Annotated in this window: 25 protein-coding genes, 2 tRNA genes and 1 other RNA gene; 22 read left to right on the forward strand and 6 right to left on the reverse strand. The window is 39.3% G+C overall.

Features of this window, described 5'->3' with window-relative positions:
- The first annotated feature begins 1 nt into the window (after position 1).
- From budA to pabB, 3 genes are read left to right on the forward strand one after another with little or no spacing between them, the layout of a single operon-like run.
- Positions 2-808: an acetolactate decarboxylase gene (gene budA, locus M0Q46_02885; GenBank protein MCK9582556.1), complete on the forward strand. Its 807-nt coding sequence runs from the start codon at positions 2-4 to the stop codon at positions 806-808.
- On the forward strand, positions 805-1686 hold the full coding sequence (locus M0Q46_02890; protein ID MCK9582557.1) for a PD-(D/E)XK nuclease family protein: 882 nt from the start codon (positions 805-807) through the stop codon (positions 1684-1686). Before budA ends, M0Q46_02890 begins: the two co-directional genes overlap by 4 nt.
- Positions 1687-1710: 24 nt before the next feature.
- Positions 1711-3543 carry an aminodeoxychorismate synthase component I gene (gene pabB, locus M0Q46_02895; protein ID MCK9582558.1) on the forward strand — a complete coding sequence of 611 codons (1833 nt, stop codon included), beginning with the start codon at positions 1711-1713 and terminating at the stop codon, positions 3541-3543.
- A gap of 34 nt (positions 3544-3577) precedes the next feature.
- Here the strand turns inward: pabB and M0Q46_02900 are convergent.
- The 4 genes from M0Q46_02900 to M0Q46_02915 form a co-directional block, all read right to left on the reverse strand.
- Positions 3578-3668 (reverse strand) — tRNA-Ser (locus M0Q46_02900).
- Between the two features lie 139 nt (positions 3669-3807).
- Positions 3808-4227, reverse strand: a complete 420-nt coding sequence (locus M0Q46_02905) for a secondary thiamine-phosphate synthase enzyme YjbQ (protein MCK9582559.1) — start codon at positions 4225-4227, stop codon at positions 3808-3810.
- Between the two features lie 105 nt (positions 4228-4332).
- A complete protein-coding gene (locus tag M0Q46_02910) occupies positions 4333-4773 on the reverse strand; it encodes a DNA-binding protein (GenBank protein ID MCK9582560.1) in 441 nt (146 codons plus the stop codon).
- On the reverse strand, positions 4766-5551 hold the full coding sequence (locus M0Q46_02915) for an EFR1 family ferrodoxin (GenBank protein ID MCK9582561.1): 786 nt from the start codon (positions 5549-5551) through the stop codon (positions 4766-4768). The genes M0Q46_02910 and M0Q46_02915 overlap by 8 nt, the downstream gene beginning before the upstream one ends.
- A 123-nt stretch (positions 5552-5674) precedes the next feature.
- On the opposite strand from M0Q46_02915, the gene M0Q46_02920 reads away from it, so the two are divergent.
- From M0Q46_02920 to M0Q46_02930, 3 genes are read left to right on the forward strand one after another with little or no spacing between them, the layout of a single operon-like run.
- Entirely contained in the window at positions 5675-6706 is a 1032-nt protein-coding gene (locus tag M0Q46_02920) for a hypothetical protein (GenBank protein MCK9582562.1), read from the forward strand.
- A gap of 1 nt (position 6707) precedes the next feature.
- Entirely contained in the window at positions 6708-7397 is a 690-nt protein-coding gene (locus M0Q46_02925) for a hypothetical protein (protein MCK9582563.1), read from the forward strand.
- Complete coding sequence (locus M0Q46_02930; GenBank protein ID MCK9582564.1) at positions 7390-8724, forward strand: hypothetical protein; 1335 nt, start codon at positions 7390-7392, stop codon at positions 8722-8724. Before M0Q46_02925 ends, M0Q46_02930 begins: the two co-directional genes overlap by 8 nt.
- A gap of 56 nt (positions 8725-8780) precedes the next feature.
- Here M0Q46_02930 and ptsP read toward each other — a convergent pair whose 3' ends face one another.
- Positions 8781-10472, reverse strand: coding sequence for a phosphoenolpyruvate--protein phosphotransferase (gene ptsP, locus M0Q46_02935; protein MCK9582565.1), 1692 nt, complete (start codon positions 10470-10472; stop codon positions 8781-8783).
- A gap of 213 nt (positions 10473-10685) precedes the next feature.
- On the opposite strand from ptsP, the gene M0Q46_02940 reads away from it, so the two are divergent.
- The 10 genes from M0Q46_02940 (at position 10686) to M0Q46_02985 (ending at position 17895) form a co-directional block, all read left to right on the forward strand.
- Positions 10686-10759 (forward strand) — tRNA-Arg (locus M0Q46_02940).
- A 20-nt stretch (positions 10760-10779) separates the two neighbouring features.
- Positions 10780-11256, forward strand: a complete 477-nt coding sequence (tadA, locus tag M0Q46_02945) for a tRNA adenosine(34) deaminase TadA (protein MCK9582566.1) — start codon at positions 10780-10782, stop codon at positions 11254-11256.
- A gap of 53 nt (positions 11257-11309) precedes the next feature.
- Positions 11310-11656: a transfer-messenger RNA gene (gene ssrA, locus M0Q46_02950) on the forward strand.
- Between the two features lie 107 nt (positions 11657-11763).
- The gene (locus tag M0Q46_02955) at positions 11764-12603 is read left to right on the forward strand and encodes a site-specific DNA-methyltransferase (GenBank protein MCK9582567.1); all 840 of its coding nucleotides are present in this window, start codon (positions 11764-11766) and stop codon (positions 12601-12603) included.
- On the forward strand, positions 12560-13408 hold the full coding sequence (locus M0Q46_02960) for an MvaI/BcnI family restriction endonuclease (protein ID MCK9582568.1): 849 nt from the start codon (positions 12560-12562) through the stop codon (positions 13406-13408). The genes M0Q46_02955 and M0Q46_02960 overlap by 44 nt, the downstream gene beginning before the upstream one ends.
- Positions 13409-13593: 185 nt before the next feature.
- A complete protein-coding gene (locus tag M0Q46_02965; GenBank protein ID MCK9582569.1) occupies positions 13594-15330 on the forward strand; it encodes an N-acetylmuramoyl-L-alanine amidase in 1737 nt (578 codons plus the stop codon).
- Positions 15327-16121 (forward strand): glutamate racemase, encoded by a 795-nt coding sequence (gene murI, locus M0Q46_02970; GenBank protein MCK9582570.1) that lies wholly within the window; start codon positions 15327-15329, stop codon positions 16119-16121. Before M0Q46_02965 ends, murI begins: the two co-directional genes overlap by 4 nt.
- A gap of 22 nt (positions 16122-16143) precedes the next feature.
- Complete coding sequence (queD, locus tag M0Q46_02975) at positions 16144-16515, forward strand: 6-carboxytetrahydropterin synthase QueD (protein MCK9582571.1); 372 nt, start codon at positions 16144-16146, stop codon at positions 16513-16515.
- Position 16516: 1 nt separating this feature from the next.
- Positions 16517-17197, forward strand: coding sequence for a 7-cyano-7-deazaguanine synthase QueC (gene queC, locus M0Q46_02980; protein MCK9582572.1), 681 nt, complete (start codon positions 16517-16519; stop codon positions 17195-17197).
- A complete protein-coding gene (locus M0Q46_02985) occupies positions 17197-17895 on the forward strand; it encodes a 7-carboxy-7-deazaguanine synthase QueE (protein MCK9582573.1) in 699 nt (232 codons plus the stop codon). The genes queC and M0Q46_02985 overlap by 1 nt, the downstream gene beginning before the upstream one ends.
- Positions 17896-18009: 114 nt before the next feature.
- Here M0Q46_02985 and M0Q46_02990 read toward each other — a convergent pair whose 3' ends face one another.
- The gene (locus M0Q46_02990; GenBank protein ID MCK9582574.1) at positions 18010-19407 is read right to left on the reverse strand and encodes a putative glycoside hydrolase; all 1398 of its coding nucleotides are present in this window, start codon (positions 19405-19407) and stop codon (positions 18010-18012) included.
- A 171-nt stretch (positions 19408-19578) separates the two neighbouring features.
- Between M0Q46_02990 and thrC the strand changes: the two genes are divergently transcribed.
- The 6 genes from thrC to mltG all read left to right on the forward strand — a co-directional run bounded on the left by thrC (position 19579) and on the right by mltG (position 24754).
- Positions 19579-20652 carry a threonine synthase gene (thrC, locus tag M0Q46_02995; protein MCK9582575.1) on the forward strand — a complete coding sequence of 358 codons (1074 nt, stop codon included), beginning with the start codon at positions 19579-19581 and terminating at the stop codon, positions 20650-20652.
- Positions 20653-20944: 292 nt separating this feature from the next.
- A complete protein-coding gene (locus M0Q46_03000; GenBank protein ID MCK9582576.1) occupies positions 20945-21247 on the forward strand; it encodes a DUF3467 domain-containing protein in 303 nt (100 codons plus the stop codon).
- 20 nt (positions 21248-21267) lie between these two features.
- Entirely contained in the window at positions 21268-22548 is a 1281-nt protein-coding gene (locus tag M0Q46_03005) for a competence/damage-inducible protein A (protein MCK9582577.1), read from the forward strand.
- A gap of 69 nt (positions 22549-22617) precedes the next feature.
- Positions 22618-23043, forward strand: a complete 426-nt coding sequence (ruvX, locus tag M0Q46_03010) for a Holliday junction resolvase RuvX (GenBank protein ID MCK9582578.1) — start codon at positions 22618-22620, stop codon at positions 23041-23043.
- 287 nt (positions 23044-23330) lie between these two features.
- Complete coding sequence (locus tag M0Q46_03015) at positions 23331-23831, forward strand: NYN domain-containing protein (protein MCK9582579.1); 501 nt, start codon at positions 23331-23333, stop codon at positions 23829-23831.
- Positions 23813-24754 (forward strand): endolytic transglycosylase MltG, encoded by a 942-nt coding sequence (mltG, locus tag M0Q46_03020; GenBank protein ID MCK9582580.1) that lies wholly within the window; start codon positions 23813-23815, stop codon positions 24752-24754. The genes M0Q46_03015 and mltG overlap by 19 nt, the downstream gene beginning before the upstream one ends.
- Positions 24755-24972 lie beyond the last annotated feature (218 nt).

Below are 24972 nucleotides of genomic sequence, written 5' to 3' on the forward strand. Positions count from 1 at the left end.
TATGCAAAAATTATTTTCCACAACTCTTTTGGTGTTGTTATTTGCAAGCTTGGTCGCGTATGCCAAGGTGCCGCAAAACAACGAAACGCTTTATCAATACTCCACAATTGCGGCGTTGCAAGCCGGAATTTACGATGGAGAAATAACTGTAGGCGATTTAAATTCAAAAGGTAACTTTGGTATCGGCACTTTTAATGCCCTAAACGGTGAAATGATAATATTAGAGGGTACCTGTTACCAAATAAAAGATGACGGGCTTGTTTATGTGATGGACAGAACAAAATATGTTCCATTTGCAATGATAACGGTGTTTAACGCCGATAAAGTTTTAGTTGCAAAAGGTGAGCAAAGCAGAAAGCAACTTGAAGAGCTTATTAACAGTAAAATTACATCTAAAAATATAGTTTGCGCTATAAAAGTGCACGGATTGTTTAAAACAATAAAAACAAGAAGTGTGGCAAAACAGAGTAAACCATATAAGGGCCTTAATGAGGTTTTAAAAACGCAATCGGAGTTTGAATATTTAAATGAATCCGGGACATTGGTTGGCTTTAGAATGCCAAAAGCATTTGATGGGGTAAATGTAGCCGGCTACCACTTTCATTTTATAGCTGATTCAAGGAAAACCGGCGGCCATGCATTGGACTTTGTTGCTAACAACGTGGATGTAGAAGTGGACGAAACACCCGACTATTATTTACAACTTATGCAAAGCGATGATTTTTTAAAAGCACAACTTGATTCACAGGGACCTGAGTCGCAAACTGGCCCTGCCGTGGAACCCGAGCAACAACTAACGCAGCCATGACAATAAAAAAATTCGCCTACACACAACAGCTAGGGTGGTCGGTTTCGCGCTTTGATAAATTTACTGCCTGCAAACGACAGTACTACTACGATTATTACGGTTCTTTTGATAATGAGTTTGGTAAAGAAAAAATTGACCATTTAAAAAAGCTTACCTCTCTTGCGCTTGAAGCAGGCAACATTACGCACGATGTAATTAAAGCATTGCTTGAGCGGTTATTAAAAAGCGAAAAACCCATAAACAGGGCAAGGTTTATTAAATATGCCCGCAAATGCGCAAACGACTACTGCGCAAAAAAAATATTTTCGGAAGTTTATTACCATACAAAACCTTCAGTATTGCCGCAAGATGTGCTTGTAATAGTTGAACCAGCGTTGATGAACGCGCTAAATAGCCCTCGTTTTGAGTGGATTAGTAAAAATGCAATCGCGAATAAGGATGGCTGGGTAATAGAGCCTGCTGGATATGGCGAAACAAGAATAAATGGCATAAAGGCATATTGTAAGGTAGATTTTCTTTTTCCAATACAAGATAAATATTACATACTTGACTGGAAAACCGGCAAAAAAGATGAAATAAAACACAAAAAACAAATGCTCGGTTACACCACATGGGCATCGTACCATTTTGATACCACCGCAGATAAAATACTCCCGTTTGTTGCTTACTTAATTCCAAATTACCAAGAACTCAGTTTTACATTCACGCAAAATGACATTTCAGATTTTGCGCAAAGGGTAGAAAAAGAAATAAAGCAACTGCACTCGTACTGCTTAGACCCCGCCTCAAACATACCTCTTGAAAAAAAAGAGTTCACGCAAACAGAAAACTTAAAAATATGCGGCTATTGCAATTACCGAGAGCTTTGCCGCAGATAACGCCAAAACAACCTACAAACAAAAATGAACCTCAAAAAAAACTCAATACTTTTCCAAAAGCGTGTTTTTGGCTCAAGCGCGCTAAAGCAATATGTATTTTCATATCCGCTTGAAGTAATAGCTTGCCACAAAGCCAATGATATAGAAATCTGCTTATTAAAAATTGAAGAAAAAATAAAAGCCGGTTTTTGGGTGGCAGGTTTCATAAGTTATGAGGCAGGAGTATTTCTTAACGGCATAGTGCCATCAAAAATAAATACTTCAAAAATGCCGCTGCTTTGGTTTGGTGTGTATAAAAAGGTTTCAACAAAGTTGTCAACTGACAAAATAAAAAGCGAAAATGATAACAGTAAGAATATTGGTGTAAATAAAATAAGCTTTGACACAACGCGTGAGCAATACATAAAAAAAATAGGCCAAATTAAAAAGTTAATTGCGCTTGGCAAAACTTACCAGGTTAACTTTACTTTTATGTGCCGGTTTGAATACTCCGCGGAACCGCTTGAACTTTATAACAACCTTGCGCGAAGGCAGAGCGTTGACTACGGTGCGCTCATACATACTTCAGATTTTTCTATACTTTCCCTATCTCCCGAGCTTTTCTTTGAAAAAAACAGAAATAAAATTACCATGCGCCCTATGAAAGGCACCGCAGAGCGCGGTATAAACAGCGCAAGCGATATGCTTGCCGCAAGCGTTTTAGAAAAATGCCCAAAAAATAGGGCAGAAAACATAATGATTGTAGATATGGTTAGAAATGACCTTACAAAAATTTGTCGCAGGCAAAGCGTAAAAACAACAGAACTTTTTAAGGTGGAAAAGTACGAAACGCTTTTTCAAATGACTTCAAGCGTTGAAGGTTACCTTAAAGAAAAGTGTAACCTTGTAGAAATTTTTGGAGCCCTTTTCCCTTCAGGTTCCGTTACGGGCGCGCCAAAGCTTGCCACAATTCAGGTAATAGATAAACTTGAAAAAACACCACGAGGTGTTTACACAGGCGCTATTGGCTACTTCGCGCCAAATGGCAAAGCCGAGTTTAATGTTGCAATTAGAACGCTAGTGTTAGATAAAAAAAACAAAACAGGAGTTATGGGTATTGGAAGCGGTATAACATACAGCTCAAATGCCTCTTTGGAGTATGAGGAGTGTTTGCTTAAATCAAAATTTTTGACGCAAAATCAGCTAAAGTTTCAGCTTATTGAAACCATACTGCTCTATAACGATAAATATTTATGGCTTTTAGAGCATTTAAGCCGAATGGCGGGTTCTGCCCGGTATTTTGGTTTTGTGTTTAATTTGCAAAAAACAAAAGCTGAGCTTGAAAAAGTGCGTGCTAAAAACAAAACAGGCAGGTTTAAGGTTCGCCTTGAGCTTTTTAAAAACGGTGAATTTTGTATTAACGCAGACGGTATAAAACCACAAACTTCACAGTTAGAGAAAGCAGCGCTTTCTAAAATAAAAGTTATTTCAACAGATGTATTTCTTTATCATAAAACAACTCAACGCAAAATTTACAACCTTGAGCATGAGCGCGCGCGAAAAAAAGGTTTTTTTGATGTTATTTTTGAAAACGAAAAAGGGCAAATAACCGAAGGTGCCATTACAAATGTTGTAATTCAAAAAGGTAACAAGTATTTTACACCGCCAATATCTTGTGGTCTGCTAGGTGGAATTTATAGGCAGAGTTTACTTGGTGAAAAAATAATACCTAAAAAATATTTTTTACAAAATAGTGGCGTAATTTCGGGCAGGGTTTTTGAAAAAATTATTACAAAAGATGAGTTGCTTAGCGCGGATAAAGTTTTTTTGGTTAATTCGCTGCGAGGGGCAATTGAGGTTGAGGTTTTGTTTAGGTAGGGTTCTGTAACTTTACCATTTTTGTTTGTAAAAATGGCGGAAGGAGAGGGATTTGAACCCCCGGTAGAGTATAACCCTACACTGGTTTTCAAGACCAGCGCCATCAACCGCTCGGCCATCCTTCCTCATTGCATTGGCTGTCAATTATAGCAATTTTCTTGTTTTTTTGTCAGTGGTAAGTGTGCAATTTTATAACTTTGTTTACTTCTTGCCAAAAGTAGAAATTATTATTTTGCAATATAGTTTTTGGTGAAGCTTAAAGGATTACTCTCCAATAATTTTTATAAGCACTCTTTTGTTGCGTTTGCCGTCAAACTCTCCATAAAATATCTGTTCCCATGGGCCAAAATCCAGCATACCTTTGGTAATTGCTACAACAACCTCTCTACCCATCACTTGCCGTTTAAGGTGCGCATGGGCATTATCTTCGCCTGTCAGGTTGTGTGAATATTTTGATAAGGGGCCTTGCGGTGCAAGCTCCTCAAGCCAATTTTTAAAATCTTTGTGCAGTCCGCGTTCATTATCATTTATAAAAACGCTTGAGGTTATGTGCATAGAGTTTACAAGGCACAAGCCCTCTTTAATGCCGCTTTGCTCAATGGCATTTTCAACTTCAGGAGTTATGTTTAAAAATTCCATTTGCTCACTCGTTTTTATCCAAACTTCTTTTCTATAGCTTTTCATCAAACCCTCCGTTTTTTTGTTTGAGAGTCATAAGGAAGTAAAGTCGCCAAAGCGCGCTTGCAATAAGTAAAGCAAGGGCGCATGCGGATGATATAAATTTTCTAATTATTTATTTTTCCAAAGCGGCAGGCCGGTTACTTCATCTTTTGAGCGTTTAAGTTCAACATTTATAATTTCTTCAATGTAGTATTCTGTTGCAAAAACTTTTGTGCCTGGCATAAGATGTCCGCCAAATGCTTGAGCGTTATAATCGGCAAGAACAATGTGCAGGTGGGCAAATATCTCATTTTTATCGTTTAGCGATATGTTTCCGGTGCAAGACGCAATTTCAAGTTTTTTATCAATTTCAACGCAGCCGGTATATTTTTTTTCGCTTTGGCTATAATATCCCAGCTTGGCATTTTGCACGGCCCCAATTGCGTTAATGGTTCCGGCTTTAACTTCATTGCTGCGGCAAAGCTCAGTTAGTTTTTCAAGCAAGTCGTCACCAAATTCAAGCCGGCCTATAAACACTCTGCCATAGCGGCCTTCGTTGCACTTAGACATAAAAATCCTCAAGTTTTGCTTGCGGGTGGTGGTATCTTTTTCTTTTGGCGGTATTTTTACCTTGCTGAATTGATTTTGTTGGGCACCATTGCAAACACGCCATACACGCCTGGCAATTGCCTTGCCATGTTGGTTTGCCGTCAACAAGTATAATGTTCTTTACAGGACATACTTTTGCGCAGATACCGCATTTTGTACAGTTTTGGTCAACCCAAAACTTACTGTCCGATTTGGCAAAAGCTTTAATGCCGCCTTTATATATTATCCCGGAAAAAAGCCAATTTGTGAGAGCAGAACCTTTTTGAATAAAACCTTTCTTACCAGATTTTATATAAGTTGCAATTTTTTCTATTTTCTTATCGGCCTCTGCAAACATTTTTTCCTGCTTACTTTGTGATATTGCGCCATATAATGGTATGTAGTTACCTGGCATAGCAATGCCAAAACCGCAAGCAAGCTTTAAACCTATTTTTTTAAGCATCTTGTCAAAAATACTAAGCGTTGCGCAAGGCATGCCACCATACGTAACAACGGCAAAAATGTATTTACCTTCGCCATTTTTTAACTTTGATGCAAACTTTGCCACTATATTCGGAGGGCCCCATGCGTAAACAGGAAACACAATGCCAACTTTATCGTATCCATCAAGGTTGATTTGATTGTTTAAAACGGCATTTTTTATAGCAATAAGCTCAGCACCGCCAAGCGAAGAGGCAAGTTTCTTGGCTACGCTAAGCGAATTTCCAGTAGAAGAAAAGTAAAAAATAGCACAACTCATGCAGTTACTCCGTATTAAACCTAAAAGAGTTTAGAGATAAAAGTATAAGTAAAAATACCTTCATTGTCAATAATCAATCAATAATATATAATTGCGTTCAGCAATAATATCAAGGAGTGTTTTATGCTTATTTCAAGTATTTTTTTGCTTTTAGGACTTTTACTAATTTTAATGGCAGCAGAACTTTTCACAAATGGTGTTGAAGCACTTGGCGAAAAGTTTGCATTAAAACAGGCGGTGGTTGGCAGCATACTTGCCGCTGTGGGCACCGCAATGCCAGAAACTATATTGCCTGTAGTCGCACTTATATTTTTTGGTTCAAAGGCTGGCAGTGCCGGTTCAGAAATAGGCATAGGCGCCATATTGGGCGCTCCATTTATGCTTGCTACAATTGCTTTCGCGGTTGTTGGTGTTGCAATAATTATAGGGGTTTTGCGCAAAAGGCGTAAATTTGAGTTTAATGTTGAGGTACACTCTGCATCAAGGGATCTTTCATTTTTTATACCAATGTACAGTGCTGGAGTATTTGTTCCTTTAATTTTCGGAGCCGCAATAAAGCCCATCTTGGCTGGGCTTTTGGTTTTAGGTTACGGATACTACCTTTATTGTACCATTAAAGGTGAAGGCGCGCAGGTAGAACATTGCGAAGAAATATACTTTTCAAAATTTTTGTCAAAATTTAGCGCAAACAAACAACCGTGTTGCAGTTTGTCTCTTGTACTCTCTCAGATAGCATTTGCCTTGGCATTTTTGGTTTTTGGTGCGCACATATTTGTTGGAAAGCTTGAACAAGTGTCAATATATTTTGGCATGAGTCCACTGCTTTTTGCGCTTATTCTTGCGCCAATAGCAACCGAACTGCCCGAGAAGTTTAACAGTTTCACATGGACGCTTAAAGGCAAGGACCCTCTTGCCTTTGGCAACATTACTGGCGCAATGGTTTTTCAATCAACATTTCCTGTTTCGGTAGGGCTTTTGTTTACGCCGTGGCACATAAGCGGCCTTGCGCTTTTGTCTGCAATAATAGCAATAGCGTCCGGAGTTCTTGTGTATATTACTTTACGAAGTACCAAAAAAATATCGCCATTCGTGCTTTTATTTGGCGGTGTTTTCTATTTAATTTACATAGTCACATTACTTTTAAATCACAACTAAAATGACACTATTTGAGAAATATTTTGGAGTGTTGCCAAGTGCGATTAATAAAAATTGTATCATTTGCCCATCGCCTGATGCCGGCCTTTTTACCGATAATGCCTCCAGCGCCAAAGTGCAAAAAGGCAAATTTGCCAAAAGTATAGATTGCGGTTTTGCCACTGTAATTTCAACAAAATATAATCTGCTCGTTGGCGATATTGTTTTGCTTTTAGGGCAAACAAAGTGCAAAAACATTTTTCTTTTTGGCAGTTGCGCGAGTGCCAAAGGGCAAGAAGTTGGTACAATTCAAATAGTAGAGCGTGCATACAGCGCTGATAGTTTTTTACAAATGCTTAATGGCGAGCCTGCAGAGAAAAGTTTTTTTGCAGACCGAGTGATGACTGAAAAGCTGAAAAATGAAATGATATTTGCTAAAACTGCAACTTGCATAAGCGTTTTATCGCTCGTGCTTGAAAAGGAGTATGTAGAGGGCATAAAAAAAAGCGAAATATCTTGTGTAGATATGGAAGCATCAATAGTTTTTTCTGCGGCGCAAAAAGTAGGCATTAGTGCCACTGCGTTATTTTATGTTGCCGATCCAATTGAAGCACAACTTATGTACGAGTTATCGCAAAGCGAAAAAGAAAAATTATCAAACTCCTGCAAAAAACTCTCCAACGCCTTAGTTTCATTTATAAAAAATGCTTAACCCTAACCATATTGCTGAGCTTGTAAGCAAAAAATTCCAAAAATTCGGTATAAATAAAAACCGTGAAGTGTCCCGTCTGGTTTATGAAATAGCAAAACGAGATGGTATTTTGCCAAGCCAAGTGCTTTTGCAGATTCGTGCGCAAAAGTTTGAAGGTGTAAAAAGTGAGCTTTTAAAATTAAGGTATCCGCAACACTACGGTGTGGTTAAAACAAAGCAGTTTTATCTGCCAAAGCTTGATATTTCAGAGAGTGCAGAGGTAAAAATTTGCCCCAGTGTTCCAGTGCCAGAAAAAATATATTACGAAAAGGGCCTGCAAGAAAGCATACAATTAGCAAATGCCCGCCATGCTTACCCCAATGCAACCATAGAAGAAATAAACTCTCTTAAAGAGTTTGCAAAAAACTGCAATCACTCGTTTGAAAAATACAATCAAAGAGCAAAAAGTTTATTCCTTGTAACTGAAAAGTACGATTTTTTTAAGCCCTGCCCCTGCACGAAAGACGCGCTTTGTTGTGGGTATGAAATTTTAAATATCGGCTTTGGCTGTGCGTTTGAATGTTCGTATTGTTTTTTACAGGAGTACCAAAACTTCCCGGGCATAATTTTGCCGCTAAACCTGCAAGACCACCTGCCAGAAATTTCCAAAACCGCATTCATAGGTGGTATTTTTGGCAAAAGAAGGGTGGGCAGCGGCCAGTTTACCGACTCGCTTATTTTTGACCACATAAGCGGTTTTTCAAAAGTTATAACAGAGTTTTTTTACAAAACACCAGGCATTTACTTTGAATTTAAAACAAAAAGTGCGAACATCGTTAATCTTTTAGAGTGTAGGCCGTCTAAAAATGTTGTAGTTTCCTGGTCGCTTAACCCACAAAAACTTATAGATGAAAATGAGTTTTATACGGCATCGTTACAACAGCGGCTTGAAGCGGCAAAAGCGTGCGCAAAAGCCGGCTACAGCATTGGGTTTCACTTTGACCCGGTAATTAAATACCCGAATTGGCAAACCGAATACAAAGAAGTAATAGAGCAGATAGTCGCAACAGTGCCGGTAGAAAGCGTGATTTGGTTAAGCGTGGGTACATTGCGTATGACGCCGCAATTAAAAAAAGCAATAGAAAACAGGTTTCCGCAAAATAAAATTTTAAATGAAGAGCTTTTGCTGGGCTATGACGGCAAACTGCGGTACAGTCAAAGTGTTAGAGAAGATATTTATAAAAATTTTGGCAGTTGGTGCGCTTGGTACCTGCCAAAAACTTATACATATTTATGCATGGAAGAAAAAAGCGTTTGGGATAAAACAGGATATAATTATAAGTTATAAAAATTATTTTGTAAGCAGAAGTGTTTTGTAGTTTTGGCAGGTATATTTAGGTTAAATCAATGCTCAACTTTCATTGCGCGCGCCTGAAGCAGGTTTTGCGCAAGTTCAACCATCTCATCGCTGGTGTTTTCCAAGAGGGCATCGCCAATTTTTTCTATCCTGTGCAAGTTAATACTTAAGTTTCTGTATCCAAGGCCAAATAAAACCTTAACCATTTTTGGGTCGCTTGCAACCTCGCCGCAAACAGTTATTTCTTTACTGATCGGCCCTGCCTGTTTAATAATGGCATCAAGCACGCGTATAATTGCCGGCTGTAGCGGGTTTAACAGATCGCCAAGGTGGGCATTTGCCCTATCTACGCCCATTATATACTGAATTAAATCGTTTGTACCAATACTTAAAAAATCGGCCTCTTGCGCAAGATATTGCGCAAGGTAAACAGCGGAGGGCACCTCAACCATACAGCCAATTTTTAGGTTTTCTCCAGCAATTGCATTTCGTGTATTAAGCTGGTTAAGCTTTCTTAAAATAAGTTTTTTTGTGTTTAAAAACTCAGTTACTGTAGACACCATAGGCACAAGAATATTCATAGGCCGCGCGCCTTTCGCCAAAAGCAACGCTTCAATTTGGTTAGAAATAATGTTTGGGTAAAGCTGGTAAATTCTTGAACCACGCAAACCAAGTCCCGGGTTTTCTTGTGTGGGCAGCGATATAAAATCAATAAACTTATCTCCGCCAATATCTAATAGGCGAAAAGTAACAGTGCCCTCCACCTCATCCATAACTTTTTTATATATCTCCACTTGTTCCGGTACACTTGGCTCGATTTTTCTTCCCAAAAACAAAAACTCTGTTCTAAAAAGCCCAACCGACCTTATGCTATGTTCTTTTGCGTGTTTTACATCGGCAATCGAGCCGGCATTGGCAAATAAGTTCACCTTAACATTATCTTTTGTAAGTAGGTAGCCGCTGTTGTATTTTTCTTTTTGTTTTTTGCCAAGTGTTTTGCTAAAGCGCTCCAAAGTTGCATCCGATGGGTTTATGTAAAGCTCGCCTTTTTCCGCGTCAATTAAAACAGTTTTGCCGCAGCCAAGGTAATCCAAAACATTTGGTACATTTATAAGGCAGGCAATACCCATAGATTTTGCAAGAATTGCACCGTGTGAAGTTTGCGAACCCTCTTGGGCAATAATGCCTGAGACATTTTTATTGTAAAGCCCGGCAATTAACGAAGGGGAAAGCAGCTTAGCTGCAATAATTGAGGACTTTGCGTGGCAGTTAGAGCACATAAACTGCTCATGTTTCATACCCATATTTCTAATTATTTTTTTACCAATTTCGCGAATATCCTGTGCGCGTTCTTTTATGTAATCGTTGGCAATACTTTGAAATCTTTGTTCGTAGTTATAAAGTGTTTTTTGTACGGCAAACTCGGCGTTAATAAGTTCATGCTCAATGTAGCCGCTTATTTTTTCAAGAAAAGACGGGTCTTCAACCATAAGAATATGCGCGTTAAAAACCTCGGCTTCAGCTTTGCTAATAAATTTAGAAACCCGCTCGTACGATTCCTTTAGCTCGCGTTTGGTTTCTTCCATAGCACTTTTCAGCCGTGCTTTTTCTTTAATAATGGCTAATTGCGAAATTTTATACTTAGGCGATGCTTCAATAAGGTCTTCCTGAAAAAGGCAAACCTTGCCGTAAGCAATACCATCGTTTAAAACATCGCCTTTAAGAATTACTTCTTCCATAGTGGCTGTATTATATACTTTTTGAGTGCGCTTTAACAGGTGCAAGCCGATAAAGTTTGCAAGTTGCGATATGTAACTTATTTATCTTATCTGTGTTATAAAAGGTGCGAGTTGCTTTGATGTTGTGCTTAAGGCATTATCGGCGAGTTAATTTGACTTATCTGTCAAAATGCCATAAAATCAACAAAATTGTAACAACGAAAATAAAAATTTGCGCCCATAGCTCAACTGGATAGAGCGTCTGACTACGAATCAGAAGGCTAGAGGTTCAAATCCTCTTGGGCGCGGTTTTCTTCTCTGAGGGAAAGTGACAAACAAACTTCCCGCCGCGCCAAAAAATCACGAATATTTTATGCATATTGCCCTTGATCAGGCAAAAAAGGCCTTTACACAGGGTGAAGTGCCAATTGGCGCAGTTGTTGTGCTAAATGGCAAGGTAATTGCAAAAGGCAAAAACAGCCCAATTACAAAACACGACCCAACTGCTCATGCCGAAATAATTGCTTTAAAAAAAGCTGGAGCAAAGCTAAAAAATTACCGGTTAAATGATGCGGTTTTGTATGCAACCATTGAGCCGTGCCCAATGTGTGCTGGTGCCTGTGTGTGGGCAAGGGTTTCGCAAATAGTTTATGGTGCATCTGATGTTAAAGCGGGTGCTTGCGGCACACTAATGAATGTTGCGGCAAATAAAAAGCTAAATCATCGCATAAAAGTTACAGGCGGAGTTTTAGCAAAAGAGTGTGCGCAACTAATGCAAGATTTTTTTAAGTCAAAAAGAAAATAACTATAAAAATAGTTTGCGAAAATTTCAATATAATAGTTTTTAAAATAGAATTTGGGGGCGATCAGGCATCGACGTGGGTGGATACGCACAGGTGGCAGGTCCGAGTTGGTCGGAGGCTCGGTAATAATTCGACCAAAACATAAATGCTAATTACAACATGGCATTAGCTGCTTAACGCGGCTACGTTTTACCTCTAACTCCTGCTAAGGGGATAAAACGACAAGAGCAGGATTGCCCGTTAGGTGTTGTCGCGTGCCGCGCGGGCGAGAAAACAACGGGGCTGGCTTATGTGCGTTTCCGCCGGCAGATAGCGCATAGGCGAGACAAAACGCTGGCTAAACCTGTAGGAACCTGACTGACACACTTGCGGACGCCGGTTCAATTCCGGCCGCCTCCACCAAATTTGGAATTGTTTTAGTTTTGCATTTTGACTTTAAGCACTACTAAATGGGATACTAAAACAAATAGAATTTACAAAATATTGATGTTTTGGGGAATTAATTAATCATGCATACAAGTCTTTTTAACAGAAACAATAAAGATACTAACGAAAATACTAGTCACTATCTGATGAATTCAAAGAAAGTTCTGAAAGAAAAAGAATGTCTCAGAGATAAATTTCTAGACAAAATAATATGCGGTGATACTGTTAAGATTATGAAGCAGATGCCAGATGAATCGGTTGATTTAATAATTACATCTCCACCATATAATCTTAAAAATTCAACAGGCAACGGTATGAAATGTGGTCGCGGTGGAAAATGGGCGAATGCCGCATTGCAAAATGGCTACACACACCATGCCGACTGCATGCCTCACGAAGAATATGTAAAATGGCAGAAAGATTGTTTGAATGAGATGATGAGATTAATATCGGAAACGGGAGCAATCTTTTATAATCACAAATGGCGCGTGCAGGGTGGTTTATTACAAGACCGCCATGATATTGTTAGTGGTTTCCCTGTGCGTCAAATTATTATTTGGAAACGAAAGGGTGGTCTAAATTTTAATGCAGGTTATTTTCTGCCAACATATGAAGTGATTTATTTAATTGCAAAACCAAAATTTAAGCTTGTACAAAAAGCGAATGCCTATGGTGATGTTTGGGAATTTACGCAAGAAATGAACAATGACCATCCAGCTGCATTCCCTGTAAATTTGATAGACAGAATTGTTTCATCCACTGATGCAAAGGTTATACTTGACCCATTTATGGGTTCAGGCACAACAGCAATATCGGCAATAAATTTTAAACGAAACTATATTGGTATTGATATTTCACCTGAATATTGCGAAATGGCAATTGAAAGGGTTAAAAAACATCAAGCCCAAACTAAACTTTGGTAATAATATGGCAATAAAGAAACCTAAAACTTATACTAAACAAGAATTGATAACCAGATTGAAAGAAATTTCAGGTATGGGCTGGATTCAAAATGCTCGGAAAGGAAATCATGGAGGTATTGGCAACACTCTAGAGGATCTTCTTGGCATTAAAGAAAACAACTTGCCAATACCTAATGCCGCAGAATGGGAACTTAAAACACAGCGTGTAAATACATCATCTTTAACTACATTATTCCATATTGAGCCATCTCCACGAGCTATACGTTTTGTGCCACAAGTGTTGGCGCCTTTTTATGGGTGGCCTCACGGTGAAGCTGGCAATAAGTACCAGAAAGGGGAAATGAGTTTTAGACAAACAATTCATGGTAATTCGCGAAGCGATAGAGGTTTTAAAGTTGTCATTGATAGAGATGAAAGAAAAGTTTTAATTTCATTTGATTCGAAAAGTGTAGATATGCGTCATAAAGATTGGCTTAGATCTATTAAAAAATGTGTTGGACTTGGTGAGCTTAACCCACAACCCTATTGGGGTTTTGATGATTTGGAGCACAAAGCAGGAACGAAGTTGCTTAATGCTTTTTATGTTCAAGCAGAAGTAAAAATTGAACGAGGCAAAGAATATTATCACTACATAAAAGTAATGATGTTGCAGAAGTTCAGTTTTGATGGGTTTATAAAAGCGTTGGAAGAAGGAAAAGTTCTTGTAGATTTTGATGCTCGTACTGGGCACAACCACGGCACAAAATTCCGCATGAAGCAGGATTGCCTGCCAATGCTTTATGCAAAAGCAACAGAAATTATTTAGCCTTTCAAAAAATGGCTATCATGTTTACATTTCCAACAAAAGAGATTATGCATATTTTTAATATATCGCAGAAAATAGTTATTTCCTTCCTGTAATTTTACATCATAAAACCGACAGCTTATATCATTAATTCTTTTTGTCATCGCCTTAGTTTTATGGTATCATTAACACATAAAAACATAATAATGATCAAAAAACACTTATTTTTATTGATAGTTTTATTTACTTTATTTGCATCTGCGGCGTTTGCCGTTGAAAAAGAGAGCATTATACCTGTTGTTGATGGTGAGTCAAAAGATGCAATTTGGCTTTACAAGTTTTCGGCTGGAGATTATTTTTTGGCGCAAGATGTTGCAAATGTTTACAAAGCAGTGCCAAGCTGGAAGGCCGCAAGTGGCAAGGTTTCGCTTTCTATGAACAACCAGCGGCTTGATATTTTTGTAAAGAGTTCGCGTGCCTCGTTAAATGGCAAACCTTTTGGAATGAAATTGCCGTCAAAGTATGTTTCGGGCAAGTTATATGTGCCTACAAGTTTGCTTAGCGCGGAAAAATTTTCCGATTTTAGCGGTAGTAAATCTGAGTTTAACAAAGAAAACGGTGTACTTACGGTAGAAAAAATAGTAAATGTTTACGCTCCAAGGTTTTACTCTAAATATGATGAAACCGTTCTTACTTTTGCGGTGCTTGAAAACTTAGATTATGCTGTTGAACAAAGCAAAAACCAGCTTGAGTTGCAGTTTTTGCGTGGCAGGGTTTTTGAAGAAACCGTTGGCATTGATGATGGTGTTATAAAAGAAGTTGCGCTAAAAAATACTGGCCGTATGGCAAAGGTGATTGTGCGTTTAGAAGAGGGTGCCGGCAATGTCGAAGTAAATGTGCTTTCAAAGCCATTGCGCGTTGTAGTTAGTGTTGTAAGAACAGATAAGGCAGGCCCGTTGCCAGATTCTTTTAAAGGCGAGTGCGTTATAGAAGGTTCAACGCAAACAATTAATACCGAATTTGTTTCTAGTATGGTGCAAGAGGAAATTGCATCTACCGACACAGCCAATCAAAATACACAAATTATAAAAAGTGCGGCACAAAAACCTGCTTTGGCAAAAGAGCGCAAAGTTTCTGTAAAAAATAGGTTGCAAGCGCCACAGGAAGTGGAAAAATTTAAGTCATTAAAGGCCGCGGTTGTTACGGAGCCGGTTGCAATTGTTGGAAATAGGGAGCCGTCGATTAGGGGTAGAAGAAAGGTGCTTGTGCTTGATGCAGGCCACGGCGGGCACGACCCCGGCGCAGTTGGTAAAAACGGCACTAACGAAAAAGATATAAACTTAAAAATAGTGCAAGAACTTAAAGCATTATTTGAAGAAGATGGTGCTTTTGATGTATATTTAACCCGCGAAGATGACACCTTTATTCCTTTGTATGATAGAGCGTCTTTTGCAAACCATAAAAAAGCTGATTTATTTGTTTCGGTGCATTGCAACGCTTCGTTAGATAGAGATTTGACTGGTTTTGAAATATATTTTCTTTCGGAAAATGCTTCAAGCCCCGAGGCTGCCGCCACTGAAATTTTAGAAAACTCTGTTATTAAGCTTGAAGCTAAATCGTCGCAGGAAAAAAGCCGTTTGGAAAACATTCTTGCATCTATGGTTATAAACGAATTTATAAATGAGGCATCTGAGCTTTGTTGTTTTGTTTCAGGTGAGGTTGTAAAGAGAACAAGTCAAAAAAATCGCGGTGTTATGCAGGCGGGCTTTTATGTTTTGCGCGGCACGCAAATGCCATCGGTGCTTGTTGAAACAGCATTTATTTCTAATCCGGGTGAAGAGGCAAAGCTTAACTCAGAAAATTTTCGGCAAAAGACTGCCGATTCAATTTATGATGCAGTTAAAAAATATTTTGCAAGAAGAGAAAGCATGGGGAAAACATGAACTTGAAACCTATTGGAATTTTTGACTCAGGCGTTGGCGGCCTTACAGTTATGGCCGAGGTGGCAAAACTTTTACCCGGGGAAGACATAATTTATTTTGGCGATACCGCACGCGTGCCTTACGGTTCAAAGTCAAAAGAAGCGGTTAGCCGATTCGCTCAAGAAATATGTAAGTTCCTGTTAAATAATAATGTAAAACTTATAATAGTTGCTTGTAATACTGCCTCGGCCTTTGCTTTGGAGAAACTTCAAAAACTTCCGGTTCCTGTGCTTGGTGTTATTGTGCCTGGCGCGATGGCGGCACTCAAAGGCACAAAAAATTTAAGAGTTGGCGTTATAGGAACGCATGGCACTGTTCAAAGTAGATCTTACATTAAGGCCATAAAAAAACTAAATCCGCGAGTAAATGTTTTTTCAAACGCGTGCCCGCTTTTTGTGCCTCTTGTAGAAGAGGGCTGGCTTACAAAGCCGGTTACTTATGAAATTGCAAAAGAGTACATTGCGCCGCTTAAAGCAAAAAAAATAGATGTACTGGTATTAGGGTGCACCCATTATCCGCTTTTAAAAAAGGTTATAGGTGTGGTTGCCGGTAAAAATGTCAGGTTAATTGATTCTGCAAGTGCCACCGCCCTTTGTGCAAGAGATGTTTTAAAAGAAAAAAATATGCTTAGCTCAAAAAAACGCGGGTCTTACAAGTTTTTTGTAAGCGATGCCCCTGAGAAGTTTAAAAGCGTGGGCGAGAAATTTTTAGGCAGGAAAATTCAGCCGGTTGTAAAAATAAACTTTGACTGATTTTTTGTATGTGAGGGTAAAAATGAAATATGAAATATCTGTAGAAAAGTACTTTTCAGCCGCGCACGCTTTGCGTGAGTATAAAGGCAAGTGTGAAAGGTTGCACGGTCATAACTGGCGAGTTTTGGTTGTGGTGGGCGCCCAGAAACTTAATAGTATTGGAATGGTTATGGATTTTTCAGAACTTAAAAAAATGTTAGAGGGAGCGTTTTCAAATTTAGACCATTCATTTTTAAACGAAACGAAGCCGTTTGATAAAACAAACCCTACAGCAGAAAACATAGCTGAGTATATTTTAAACGGAATAAAAGCCCAATTGCCAGGCGGGGTTTTGGCGCGAAAGGTTTGTGTTTGGGAAAGTGAAGCATCTTGCGCTTGTGTTTATGGTGATTAAAGTGAATAAAAATAAAAAAGCGGTGGTTTTACTTTCCGGCGGGTTAGATTCTTCAACTGTGCTTTATTACGCCATAAAAAAAGGATATGAGTGCAGCTGTCTTTTTTTTGATTATGCGCAAAGGCATAAAAAAGAAGTCAAGTCAGCTAAACAGCTTGCGAAAAGTGCCGGACTAAAATTGCAAATAGTAAATATATCGCTTCCCTGGACAAAAAGCTCACTTATAAACAAAGAGCAAAAAATTCCTGTAAAAAATAATTTTAAAAAACAATCTGGCGCACCCACACAATTTAGGCAATTGCCCTCAACCTATGTGCCCGGCAGAAATACAATTTTTATTTCTTTCGCGCAATCACTTGCCGAAAGTATTGGCGCACAGAAAATATTTATTGGAGCAAACGCTGTAGATTATTCTGGTTACCCCGACTGCAGGCCAAAATATTACAAGGCGCTTAATTGTGTTTTAAAAGAAATCGGTGCCGGCATTAAAATAGAAGTGCCTTTAATAAATTTGAATAAAACCCAAATAATAAAACTTGGGCAAAAACTTGGTGTGCCTTTTGAAAAAACCTGGTCGTGTTATAAAGGCGAAGCAAAACCTTGCGGTGTGTGCGACTCTTGCCGTTTTCGTGCGGCTGGTTTTAGCAATGCCGGTGCAATTGACCCTGTTGGGAACCAATAATGACAGCAAGTTTTGCCAATATTTACGAGATTTTTTGTTCTTTTCAAGGCGAGGGCGTTTATTTAGCCCAGCCGCAAATTTTTGTACGTTTTTCGGGTTGTAATTTGGAGTGTTTTTACTGTGATACGCAAAAAACCAGGCAGGCAAATGCTGGAAAGAAATACTCTGTTACACAAACACTTGAAAAAATAATAGCTCTAAAAAAAAGTAAATTAAATCCGGAAGTGGTTTCTTTTACAGGTGGCGAGCCCATGTTGCATGCAGATTTTATTGCTGTGCTTGCGCCAATGCTAAAAAAATCAGGCCTTAAAATTTACTTAGAAACAAATGGCACAATGCCTCAAGAGTTTGAAAAAATAAAAAAATATATAGATGTTGTGGCAATGGATATTAAACTCCCTTCTGCTTGCGGTAAAGAGTTGTGGCAAGTTCATAAAGCATTTCTTAAAAGTTCAGTCAAAAAAGTATTTGTAAAAATAGTGCTTGAAAATAAAACGACAGTAATGGAGTTTTCAAAAGCGGTGTCGCTTGTTGGCTCTGTATCAAAAAATATTCCGGTGGTTTTACAACCGGCAACATTACCAAAAAATAAAAAAATTAACCTTAAAAAGTTATGGGATTTTTATAACTTGGCAAGCAACAAACTTATAAATGTGCGCATTGTAGAGCAGATGCACAAATATTGGAGTGTTAGGTAATATATTCAAAAACCATAAGAAGCAGTCATAAAAAAGCACCTTTACATTTAATTACATAAAGGTGCTTTTTCTATTTACAATAACAGTTTTTAAATTTATTGGAAATGGATTGGTTTACTTTGAGGATTTTTTTGTTTTTGCGGCAGGTTTCTTTTTTGAAGTTTTTGTTTTAGTTGATTTTGATTTTTTTACAGTTGTAATACCGGTAGATTTTTTTATTTCCTGAGTTTCCGTTGTTTTGGTGCTTAATGAAACCTCTTGAGCAACGGCACTTTGGGTTGTCTTTACTGTTTCAGAAGATGAGATCATTTTTTGCTTAGGAGTACTTTCTTTACTTGCAGGATATAGCTCTACGGCGGCCTGGGTGCTTGAGAGTTTTTCGTATTTGTTTTCTTCTTCTTTATCTTTTAAGGCACCTTGTGTGTAAACGCACCGGGGGTTCCATAAAAGCCAGTCGCCAACACCGTTATCGTAACACGCTTGAATTTGCGCGCGAACCTGTTTTGGTCCATAGTGAGCACCAAGCGAAAAATCTTGCAGCCATGGCCTTAACTTTATTGAATTTTTACCCATGCCCTTTTTTGCGCCTTTAATGCTTATGTAAACGGTTTTATAAGGGTTTAGGTTTGGGTTTGCAATTCCATACTCGTCTTTTGCGTAGTGAGATGGGTAAACCATAGGGCACACAAAGTCAATATGTTCCGACATTTCCACCATTTTTTGACCGATGCCCATGCCGTTTGTGACGGTTGTGGTCAAACCAAAAACATCTATTGATGTATTTATTCCTTTCTTGCGCAATCTTTCATTTGCAAGTTTAAGAAAATCGACTAACGCCACAGAGGCGGTTAAGGAAGAATGTTTTTGGCTGTAACGGCACCCTTTGGTTTGCCCATCGGATGGGAAACGAATGTAATCAAACTGGACTTCTTCAAAACCAAGGTCTGCCGCATGCTCTGCAAGGCCTATGTTATATTCCCAAGCATCTTTGTTGTATGGGTCAAGCCATGTTAATCCTTTTCTGTCTTTCCAAAGTTCGCCGGTAGAGGTTTTTACGGCCATAGCTGGATTTTTTCTTGGTGCAATATCATCCTTAAAAACAACAATTCTTGCAACGGTGTAGATACCTTTTGATTTTAAGTGTTCCAGATATGTTTTTATATCAGGGATGGCGTTTAGCGTTGCTTTGTACGTGTCAGCCGGTTTGTAGCCCGGAACATAAATTTGACCTTCGTACTCTTTAATATCAATAACAGTGCAGTTTAGCTCGGTTTCATCAATTAATTTTTCAAATTTTGCGCGCAGTTTTTTTGAGCCTGCAACCCATGCAGTAAGGTGAATGCCACGCACATACTTCGGGGTTTGTGCAGGCGGAGTTTCTTTTTGGGTTTGCTCAGTTAAAGGGGGCACAGAATTTTCCTGCTGCGAAAATATCATCTTATATGCAAAAATAACCACAATTGCAGATAACAGCGGAATAATAAGAGGTTTAAGAAAGAGTTTTTTGTTCATTTGACAGTAAATTCTATAACAATTACATGTCATTGTCAAAGATAGGTAAACGCAGAGTTTGCTTATCAATTTCAAAAAAACGCTATGTTCGCGGTTCTGCATTTCATTGCTTTTACTCTATCAAATAGTTAAAATCACAGTTAATAAATAACTTAATGAAGGATATAAATTATGGCTTACAAAGGTTTAATTGAGCATTACAGGCGCTTCTTGCCGGTTACCGACAAAACACAAATAATAACTTTGCTTGAAGGCAATACTCCGCTTATCCCAGCCCAAAACCTTGGAAATAAAATTGGTTTTGCAGGAAAGATATTTTTTAAATACGAGGGGCTAAACCCAACTGGTTCATTTAAAGACCGCGGTATGACAATGGCAGTAACAAAAGCCGTTGAAGAGGGTGCTAAGGCAATTATTTGCGCATCTACAGGCAATACATCTGCCGCCGCCGCCGCCTATGCGGCGCGTGCCCAAATACGCTGCATCGTTCTTATTCCAGATGGAAATATTGCTCTTGGCAAGCTTTCTCAAGCGGTTATGCACGGCGCCATGGTTATAGCCATAGACGGAAACTTTGATGTTGCCCTTAAAATGGTAAGAGAGTTAAGTGAAAAATACCCTATAACACTTGTAAATTCGGTTAACCCTTATAGAATAGAAGGCCAAAAAACAGCAGCTTTTGAAGTTTACGACGCTCTTGGCAAAGCGCCCGACTTTCAGTTTATGCCGGTTGGCAATGCCGGCAATATAACCGCTTATTGGAAGGGTTATAAAGAGTACGCTTCAATTTTTCCAAATTACGGTATGCCGAAGATGATGGGTTTTCAAGCGGCCGGTTCTGCCCCAATTGTACTTGGCAGGCCTATTGAAGACCCACAAACAATAGCTACCGCGATAAAGATAGGCAACCCTGCTTCGTGGCAGAGTGCTATTGCCGCAAGAGATGAGTCGGGTGGTGTAATTGACAGCGTAACCGACGATGAAATTTTAGAAGCATATAAACTTGTTGCCGCATGCGAAGGTGTTTACTGTGAGCCAGCTTCGGCGGCATCAATTGCGGGGCTTATAAAGTACACAAAAAATAATTATTTTAAGAAAAACTGTAAAAACCCGCTCCATACAAAAATTGTTTGCGTGCTCACAGGCCATGGGCTAAAAGACCCCGATAGAGCAATTGCCTGCGCGCCAAAACCGTTGCGTATGAAAGCCGATATAAATGAGCTTGTAAAAGCCATTAAAATATAATTGCAATACCCCTATCTTGTAACAATAATTGGCTATACAACAATACAATTATGAATAATAAACGCGATAAATGTTCTCTTACAACTTAGTCAGTCCGAGGCTAGACCTCGCCAAAGGCGGGGAAAGGGTTCAGCGCAGTCCCCCGTTGGCGGAACAAGCGACGACGAAACGGGAAAACCTAAGGTTTTCCGTTGTTAGCGGTTTGGCGAAATCATATTAGCCAAACCAAGTATGAGCTAAGTGAAATACTAAGTCCGCCTACAGGCGGGACGCGATATTAGGAGGAGCTTAAATGGAAGATTTAAAAAAACAGCAGGAAATTGCCATTGAAATTGACGATGTAACTGCACAGGGTGCTTACATAAACCTGGCAATGATTGGCCATTCAGAAAATGAGTTTATCCTAGATTTTATATTTGCCCAGCCACAGAACAAAAAAGCAAAAGTAAGAAGCCGCATAATTACATCGCCTGCCCATGTCAAAATGCTTGTTGCCGCATTAAAAGACAACATAGATAAATACGAAGCCCGCTTTGGCGAAATAAAAGCCCAAAACCAACAGCCAGGCGAGAAAAAAATAGGTTTTTATAATTAACAAACCGGCAAAAATAAATTATGCGCATTGAACTTATCTGCGTAGGAACCGAACTCCTTTGCGAAAAACTAAACACTAATGTTGCTTTAATTGGTGAGTTGTTGTCGCGCAACGCACTCTTGCTTAGCCGTTGCGTTAGTGTCGGCGATGATATAGCAGAAATAAAAGAGGCGTTTATTGGTGCCGCCAATAGAAGCGATGTGGTGTTACTTACCGGCGGGCTTGGCCCCACATTTGATGACCTTACAAGAGATGCCATTGCGCAGGCGCTTGGTAAAAAACTTATTATTAGCCAAGAGGCACTTTTACAAATAAATGCGTTCTTTACAAACAGGGGCATAAAAGATATACCAAAAAATAATCAAACTCAGGCACAGTTAATTGAAGGCGCGCAAATTCTTACAAACCATCTTGGCACCGCGCCTGGCCAGTATTTGGAAGCAAAAATAGGCAGCGGCTCAAAAGAAAAAATAGTGAAAGTTGTGCTTTTGCCGGGACCGCCGCGCGAGTTGTTGCCAATGTTTGAAGAAGTACTAATATCAAAGCTGAGGCCAAAAACTAAACAAACAAAAAAATCATTTGTTTTGCGTATATTTGGTATGGGTGAGTCGGTTGTTGACGATAAAATAAGAGAAATAATAAATACACCTCAGAGTGTTCCTAATTACATTGCGGAATTTACAATTCTTGCTCATCAGATGATTGTAGATATAAAAGCAACTGTAATGGGTGAGAATGCGCAAATTGTAGAAAGCGAACTGCAAAGGTTAAAAAAACGCTTTGTTGAGGTTTTAGGCGAGAGTATTTTCGGTCAAGACACGCAAACACTTCAAAGCGTTGTTGGTGAACTGCTCGTAAAAAAAAATAAAACTATTGCGTTAGCCGAATCGTGCACCGGTGGGCTTGTTGCCTATAAAATCACAAGCGTACCGGGAAGTTCAGCATATTTTAAGCAGGGTTTTGTTGTTTACTCAGATGAGGCAAAACAAAAAACACTTAAAGTAAATACAGAAACGCTTCAAAGTTACGGAGCCGTATCGGAACAGGTAGCAATAGAGCTTGCCGAAGGCGCAAGAGAACTTTCTATGTGCGATTACGCTATTGGCATAACAGGCCTTGCAGGCCCTGACGGCGGCAGTAAAGAAAAGCCAGTTGGCCTTGTTTACATTGCATTATGCACGCCAAATAAAAAAGAAGTGTACAAATATAATTTTTTTGGTAACAGGTTAGACATTCGTGAGCGCGCCGCAAATGCCGCGTTAGATATTTTACGCCGGGATTTGCAAAGCAGCAAACCCTGATTACACAGATTAAGGGACAGGAGTTTTTCAGTGCCCCCTAAATAAATCATTTGGATAATTGAGGAAAAAGTGGAAAGAATTCTTGGTATAGATTTTGGCTCAAAGAGGGTAGGCATGGCGCTTTCAGATATGCTTGGCATAACCGCTCAGCCGTTATTTACACTCAAACGAAAAAACAAAGAAACCGATTTTGCGGCAATAGAAAAAATTATAACTGAAAAAAAAGTAACAAAGGTGGTGCTTGGCCTGCCGCTAAATATGGACGGCAGTGAGGGTGAGCTGTGCCGGCTTTCAAGAGCATACGGCAAACAAATAAATGAAAGGTTCTCTATCAGCGTTGAGTTTTTTGACGAACGCTTAAGTTCAATGCAGGTAGAAAGAATGTTAATAGACGAGGCAGATATCTCAAGGGCAAAAAGAACCGGCGCAAAAGATAAGCTTGCCGCCTGCATAATTTTACAGGCCTATATGGATGCGCATAAAATAAGTGGCTAATTGTAGGTTTATTTGGTATTTGGCAATTGTTCGCAGTGGGATCTAAACCCGAACTTTGCAATGGGTTTGTGTGGTTTTGGACCCCGAAGGGGAAGAACAGAGGCGAAAGAGATGGAGGCAGTTTTGACATAGGGGGGAACACCTAAGCGTTCCCCCACTGGGATAGCTGTAGAGGGGGGTGCCATAAAACTGTAGCGAATGGTAATTCCATTAGCAAAGGTTTTGCGGATAAAAATGTCCCATATCTTTTGACGAATTCCGAATCCATTGCAAAATTCGGGGTTAAAATGGCGATGCTTTTTATAATAGACGGCTATAATGTAATAAAATCGGACAACTCCGGTAAGTTTTTCGCCGGCACTCTTGAAATGCAAAGAGAGCGGCTGATAAAACTCCTGCTTGAAAATAATCCATGCGGTAAAAATAAAATAGCCATTGTTTTTGACGGCCCGAAAGATATGTCAAATTGGGCGTTTCCAGAGAGTGAATTTACAAATTGCGGCATAGAAATTTATTTTAGCAGAGATGGGCAAAGCGCCGATGACCGCATTGTTAAATTAGTTGGTGAAAGCAATAATCCATCAAACATAGTTGTTGTTACAAATGATAAAGGCATAAAAAAACGCTTGGCAGGAACAGGGTCCGCAGTGCAAAGCGCCGATGAATTTTTAAAAAAGCTTTTTCTTAAAACAGAAGTGAAGCCGGTAATACCGCAAGAGAATTTTGGCGCGCAAGAAACGCAAAAAATCAATGATGAGTTTTCAGATTTATGGCTAAAAAAACGCTAACAACTATAATTTTATTAATACTTGTTTTAAGCACCGCCTTGTGGCTAAAACTTCCAATGGGCAATGTAAGCGTGGTTGTGCGCTTAGGTGATAGCGCGCGCGAAGTGGCAATGCATTTGGAACGCTCAAAGGTTGTGCCATCTGGGAAAATGTATCTGCTATTTTTGCGAGCAATAGGTGCAGATGCAAAATTGCAAAGCGGCCTTTACACATTTACCCCGCGTTTTGAAAATTTTTTAACTATCACACAAAAGCTAACATCAAAAACCGGCGGTAAAAAAATAAAAGTAACTATACCTGAGGGTTTTAACGCATTGCAAATTGCAAAGCGCCTTGAAGAAAGTGGAGTGGTAAAACAAGCTGAGTTTTATGCCTATGTAAAAGAAAATAACCTTGAAGGTTACCTGTTTCCTCAAACCTATTATTTTTCACCAGGGCAAAGCATACAAAGCGTTGCCGACAACATGCGCGCGGAGTTTTATAAAAACTTTACGCCTGATATGCGTAATCATGCACAAGAAATTGGCTTAGGCGAACGCTCGGTAGTTATACTTGCATCCATAATAGAGCGCGAAGCGGTACAAGCGTACGAGAGGCCGCACATAGCCAGTGTTTTTCAAAATAGGTTGAAAAAAGGAATGCGCCTTGAATCGTGCGCAACGGTGCTTTACGCTCTTGGCAAGCACAAAGAAAAGCTTAGCATTGCGGATACAAAAATAAACTCGCCATATAACACCTACTTGCACACAGGTCTGCCGCCTGGCCCAATTTGCAGCCCTGGCATTAATTCTTTGCATGCCGCGCTCTATCCTGCACAAAGCCAGGATTTATTTTTTGTTTCAACTGGCTCCGGCACTCATGTGTTTTCTGGAAACTTTAGAGAGCATATAAAGCAGAAAATCAAGGCAAATAAAGAAAAATAAGTGGTATAATATAAAGGTGAAGTGAATACTAAGTCTCGCCACAGGCGGACTAAGTCTATCGATAGGCGGGACGCGATATAAATGTTCTTTTACAACTTAGGAAAGGGTTCAGCGAACGAAGTGAGCGACGACGAAACGGGAAAACCATAGGTTTTCCCTTGTAGAGCGGTTTGGCGAAATCATATTAGCCAAACCAAGTATGAACGAAGTGAATACTA

The organism is Endomicrobiales bacterium (assembly GCA_023228045.1).
GTDB lineage: Bacteria > Elusimicrobiota > Endomicrobiia > Endomicrobiales > JALOBY01 > JALOBY01.

Excerpts from the sequence above, each read along its gene's own strand:
- M0Q46_02905 (MCK9582559.1), bottom strand. The coding sequence starts at position 4,227 with ATGAAAAGCTATAGAAAAGAAGTTTGGATAAAAACGAGTGAGCAAATG.
- M0Q46_02990 (MCK9582574.1), bottom strand. The coding sequence starts at position 19,407 with ATGAACAAAAAACTCTTTCTTAAACCTCTTATTATTCCGCTGTTATCT.
- M0Q46_03005 (MCK9582577.1), top strand. The coding sequence starts at position 21,268 with ATGCGCATTGAACTTATCTGCGTAGGAACCGAACTCCTTTGCGAAAAA.
- M0Q46_02890 (MCK9582557.1), top strand. The coding sequence starts at position 805 with ATGACAATAAAAAAATTCGCCTACACACAACAGCTAGGGTGGTCGGTT.
- M0Q46_02920 (MCK9582562.1), top strand. The coding sequence starts at position 5,675 with ATGCTTATTTCAAGTATTTTTTTGCTTTTAGGACTTTTACTAATTTTA.
- M0Q46_02910 (MCK9582560.1), bottom strand. The coding sequence starts at position 4,773 with ATGTCTAAGTGCAACGAAGGCCGCTATGGCAGAGTGTTTATAGGCCGG.
- pabB (MCK9582558.1), top strand. The coding sequence starts at position 1,711 with ATGAACCTCAAAAAAAACTCAATACTTTTCCAAAAGCGTGTTTTTGGC.
- M0Q46_03000 (MCK9582576.1), top strand. The coding sequence starts at position 20,945 with ATGGAAGATTTAAAAAAACAGCAGGAAATTGCCATTGAAATTGACGAT.
- M0Q46_02925 (MCK9582563.1), top strand. The coding sequence starts at position 6,708 with ATGACACTATTTGAGAAATATTTTGGAGTGTTGCCAAGTGCGATTAAT.
- budA (MCK9582556.1), top strand. The coding sequence starts at position 2 with ATGCAAAAATTATTTTCCACAACTCTTTTGGTGTTGTTATTTGCAAGC.
- M0Q46_02930 (MCK9582564.1), top strand. The coding sequence starts at position 7,390 with ATGCTTAACCCTAACCATATTGCTGAGCTTGTAAGCAAAAAATTCCAA.
- mltG (MCK9582580.1), top strand. The coding sequence starts at position 23,813 with ATGGCTAAAAAAACGCTAACAACTATAATTTTATTAATACTTGTTTTA.
- M0Q46_02985 (MCK9582573.1), top strand. The coding sequence starts at position 17,197 with ATGACAGCAAGTTTTGCCAATATTTACGAGATTTTTTGTTCTTTTCAA.
- ptsP (MCK9582565.1), bottom strand. The coding sequence starts at position 10,472 with ATGGAAGAAGTAATTCTTAAAGGCGATGTTTTAAACGATGGTATTGCT.
- M0Q46_02955 (MCK9582567.1), top strand. The coding sequence starts at position 11,764 with ATGCATACAAGTCTTTTTAACAGAAACAATAAAGATACTAACGAAAAT.
- M0Q46_03015 (MCK9582579.1), top strand. The coding sequence starts at position 23,331 with ATGGCGATGCTTTTTATAATAGACGGCTATAATGTAATAAAATCGGAC.
- M0Q46_02915 (MCK9582561.1), bottom strand. The coding sequence starts at position 5,551 with ATGAGTTGTGCTATTTTTTACTTTTCTTCTACTGGAAATTCGCTTAGC.
- queD (MCK9582571.1), top strand. The coding sequence starts at position 16,144 with ATGAAATATGAAATATCTGTAGAAAAGTACTTTTCAGCCGCGCACGCT.
- murI (MCK9582570.1), top strand. The coding sequence starts at position 15,327 with ATGAACTTGAAACCTATTGGAATTTTTGACTCAGGCGTTGGCGGCCTT.
- thrC (MCK9582575.1), top strand. The coding sequence starts at position 19,579 with ATGGCTTACAAAGGTTTAATTGAGCATTACAGGCGCTTCTTGCCGGTT.
- M0Q46_02965 (MCK9582569.1), top strand. The coding sequence starts at position 13,594 with ATGATCAAAAAACACTTATTTTTATTGATAGTTTTATTTACTTTATTT.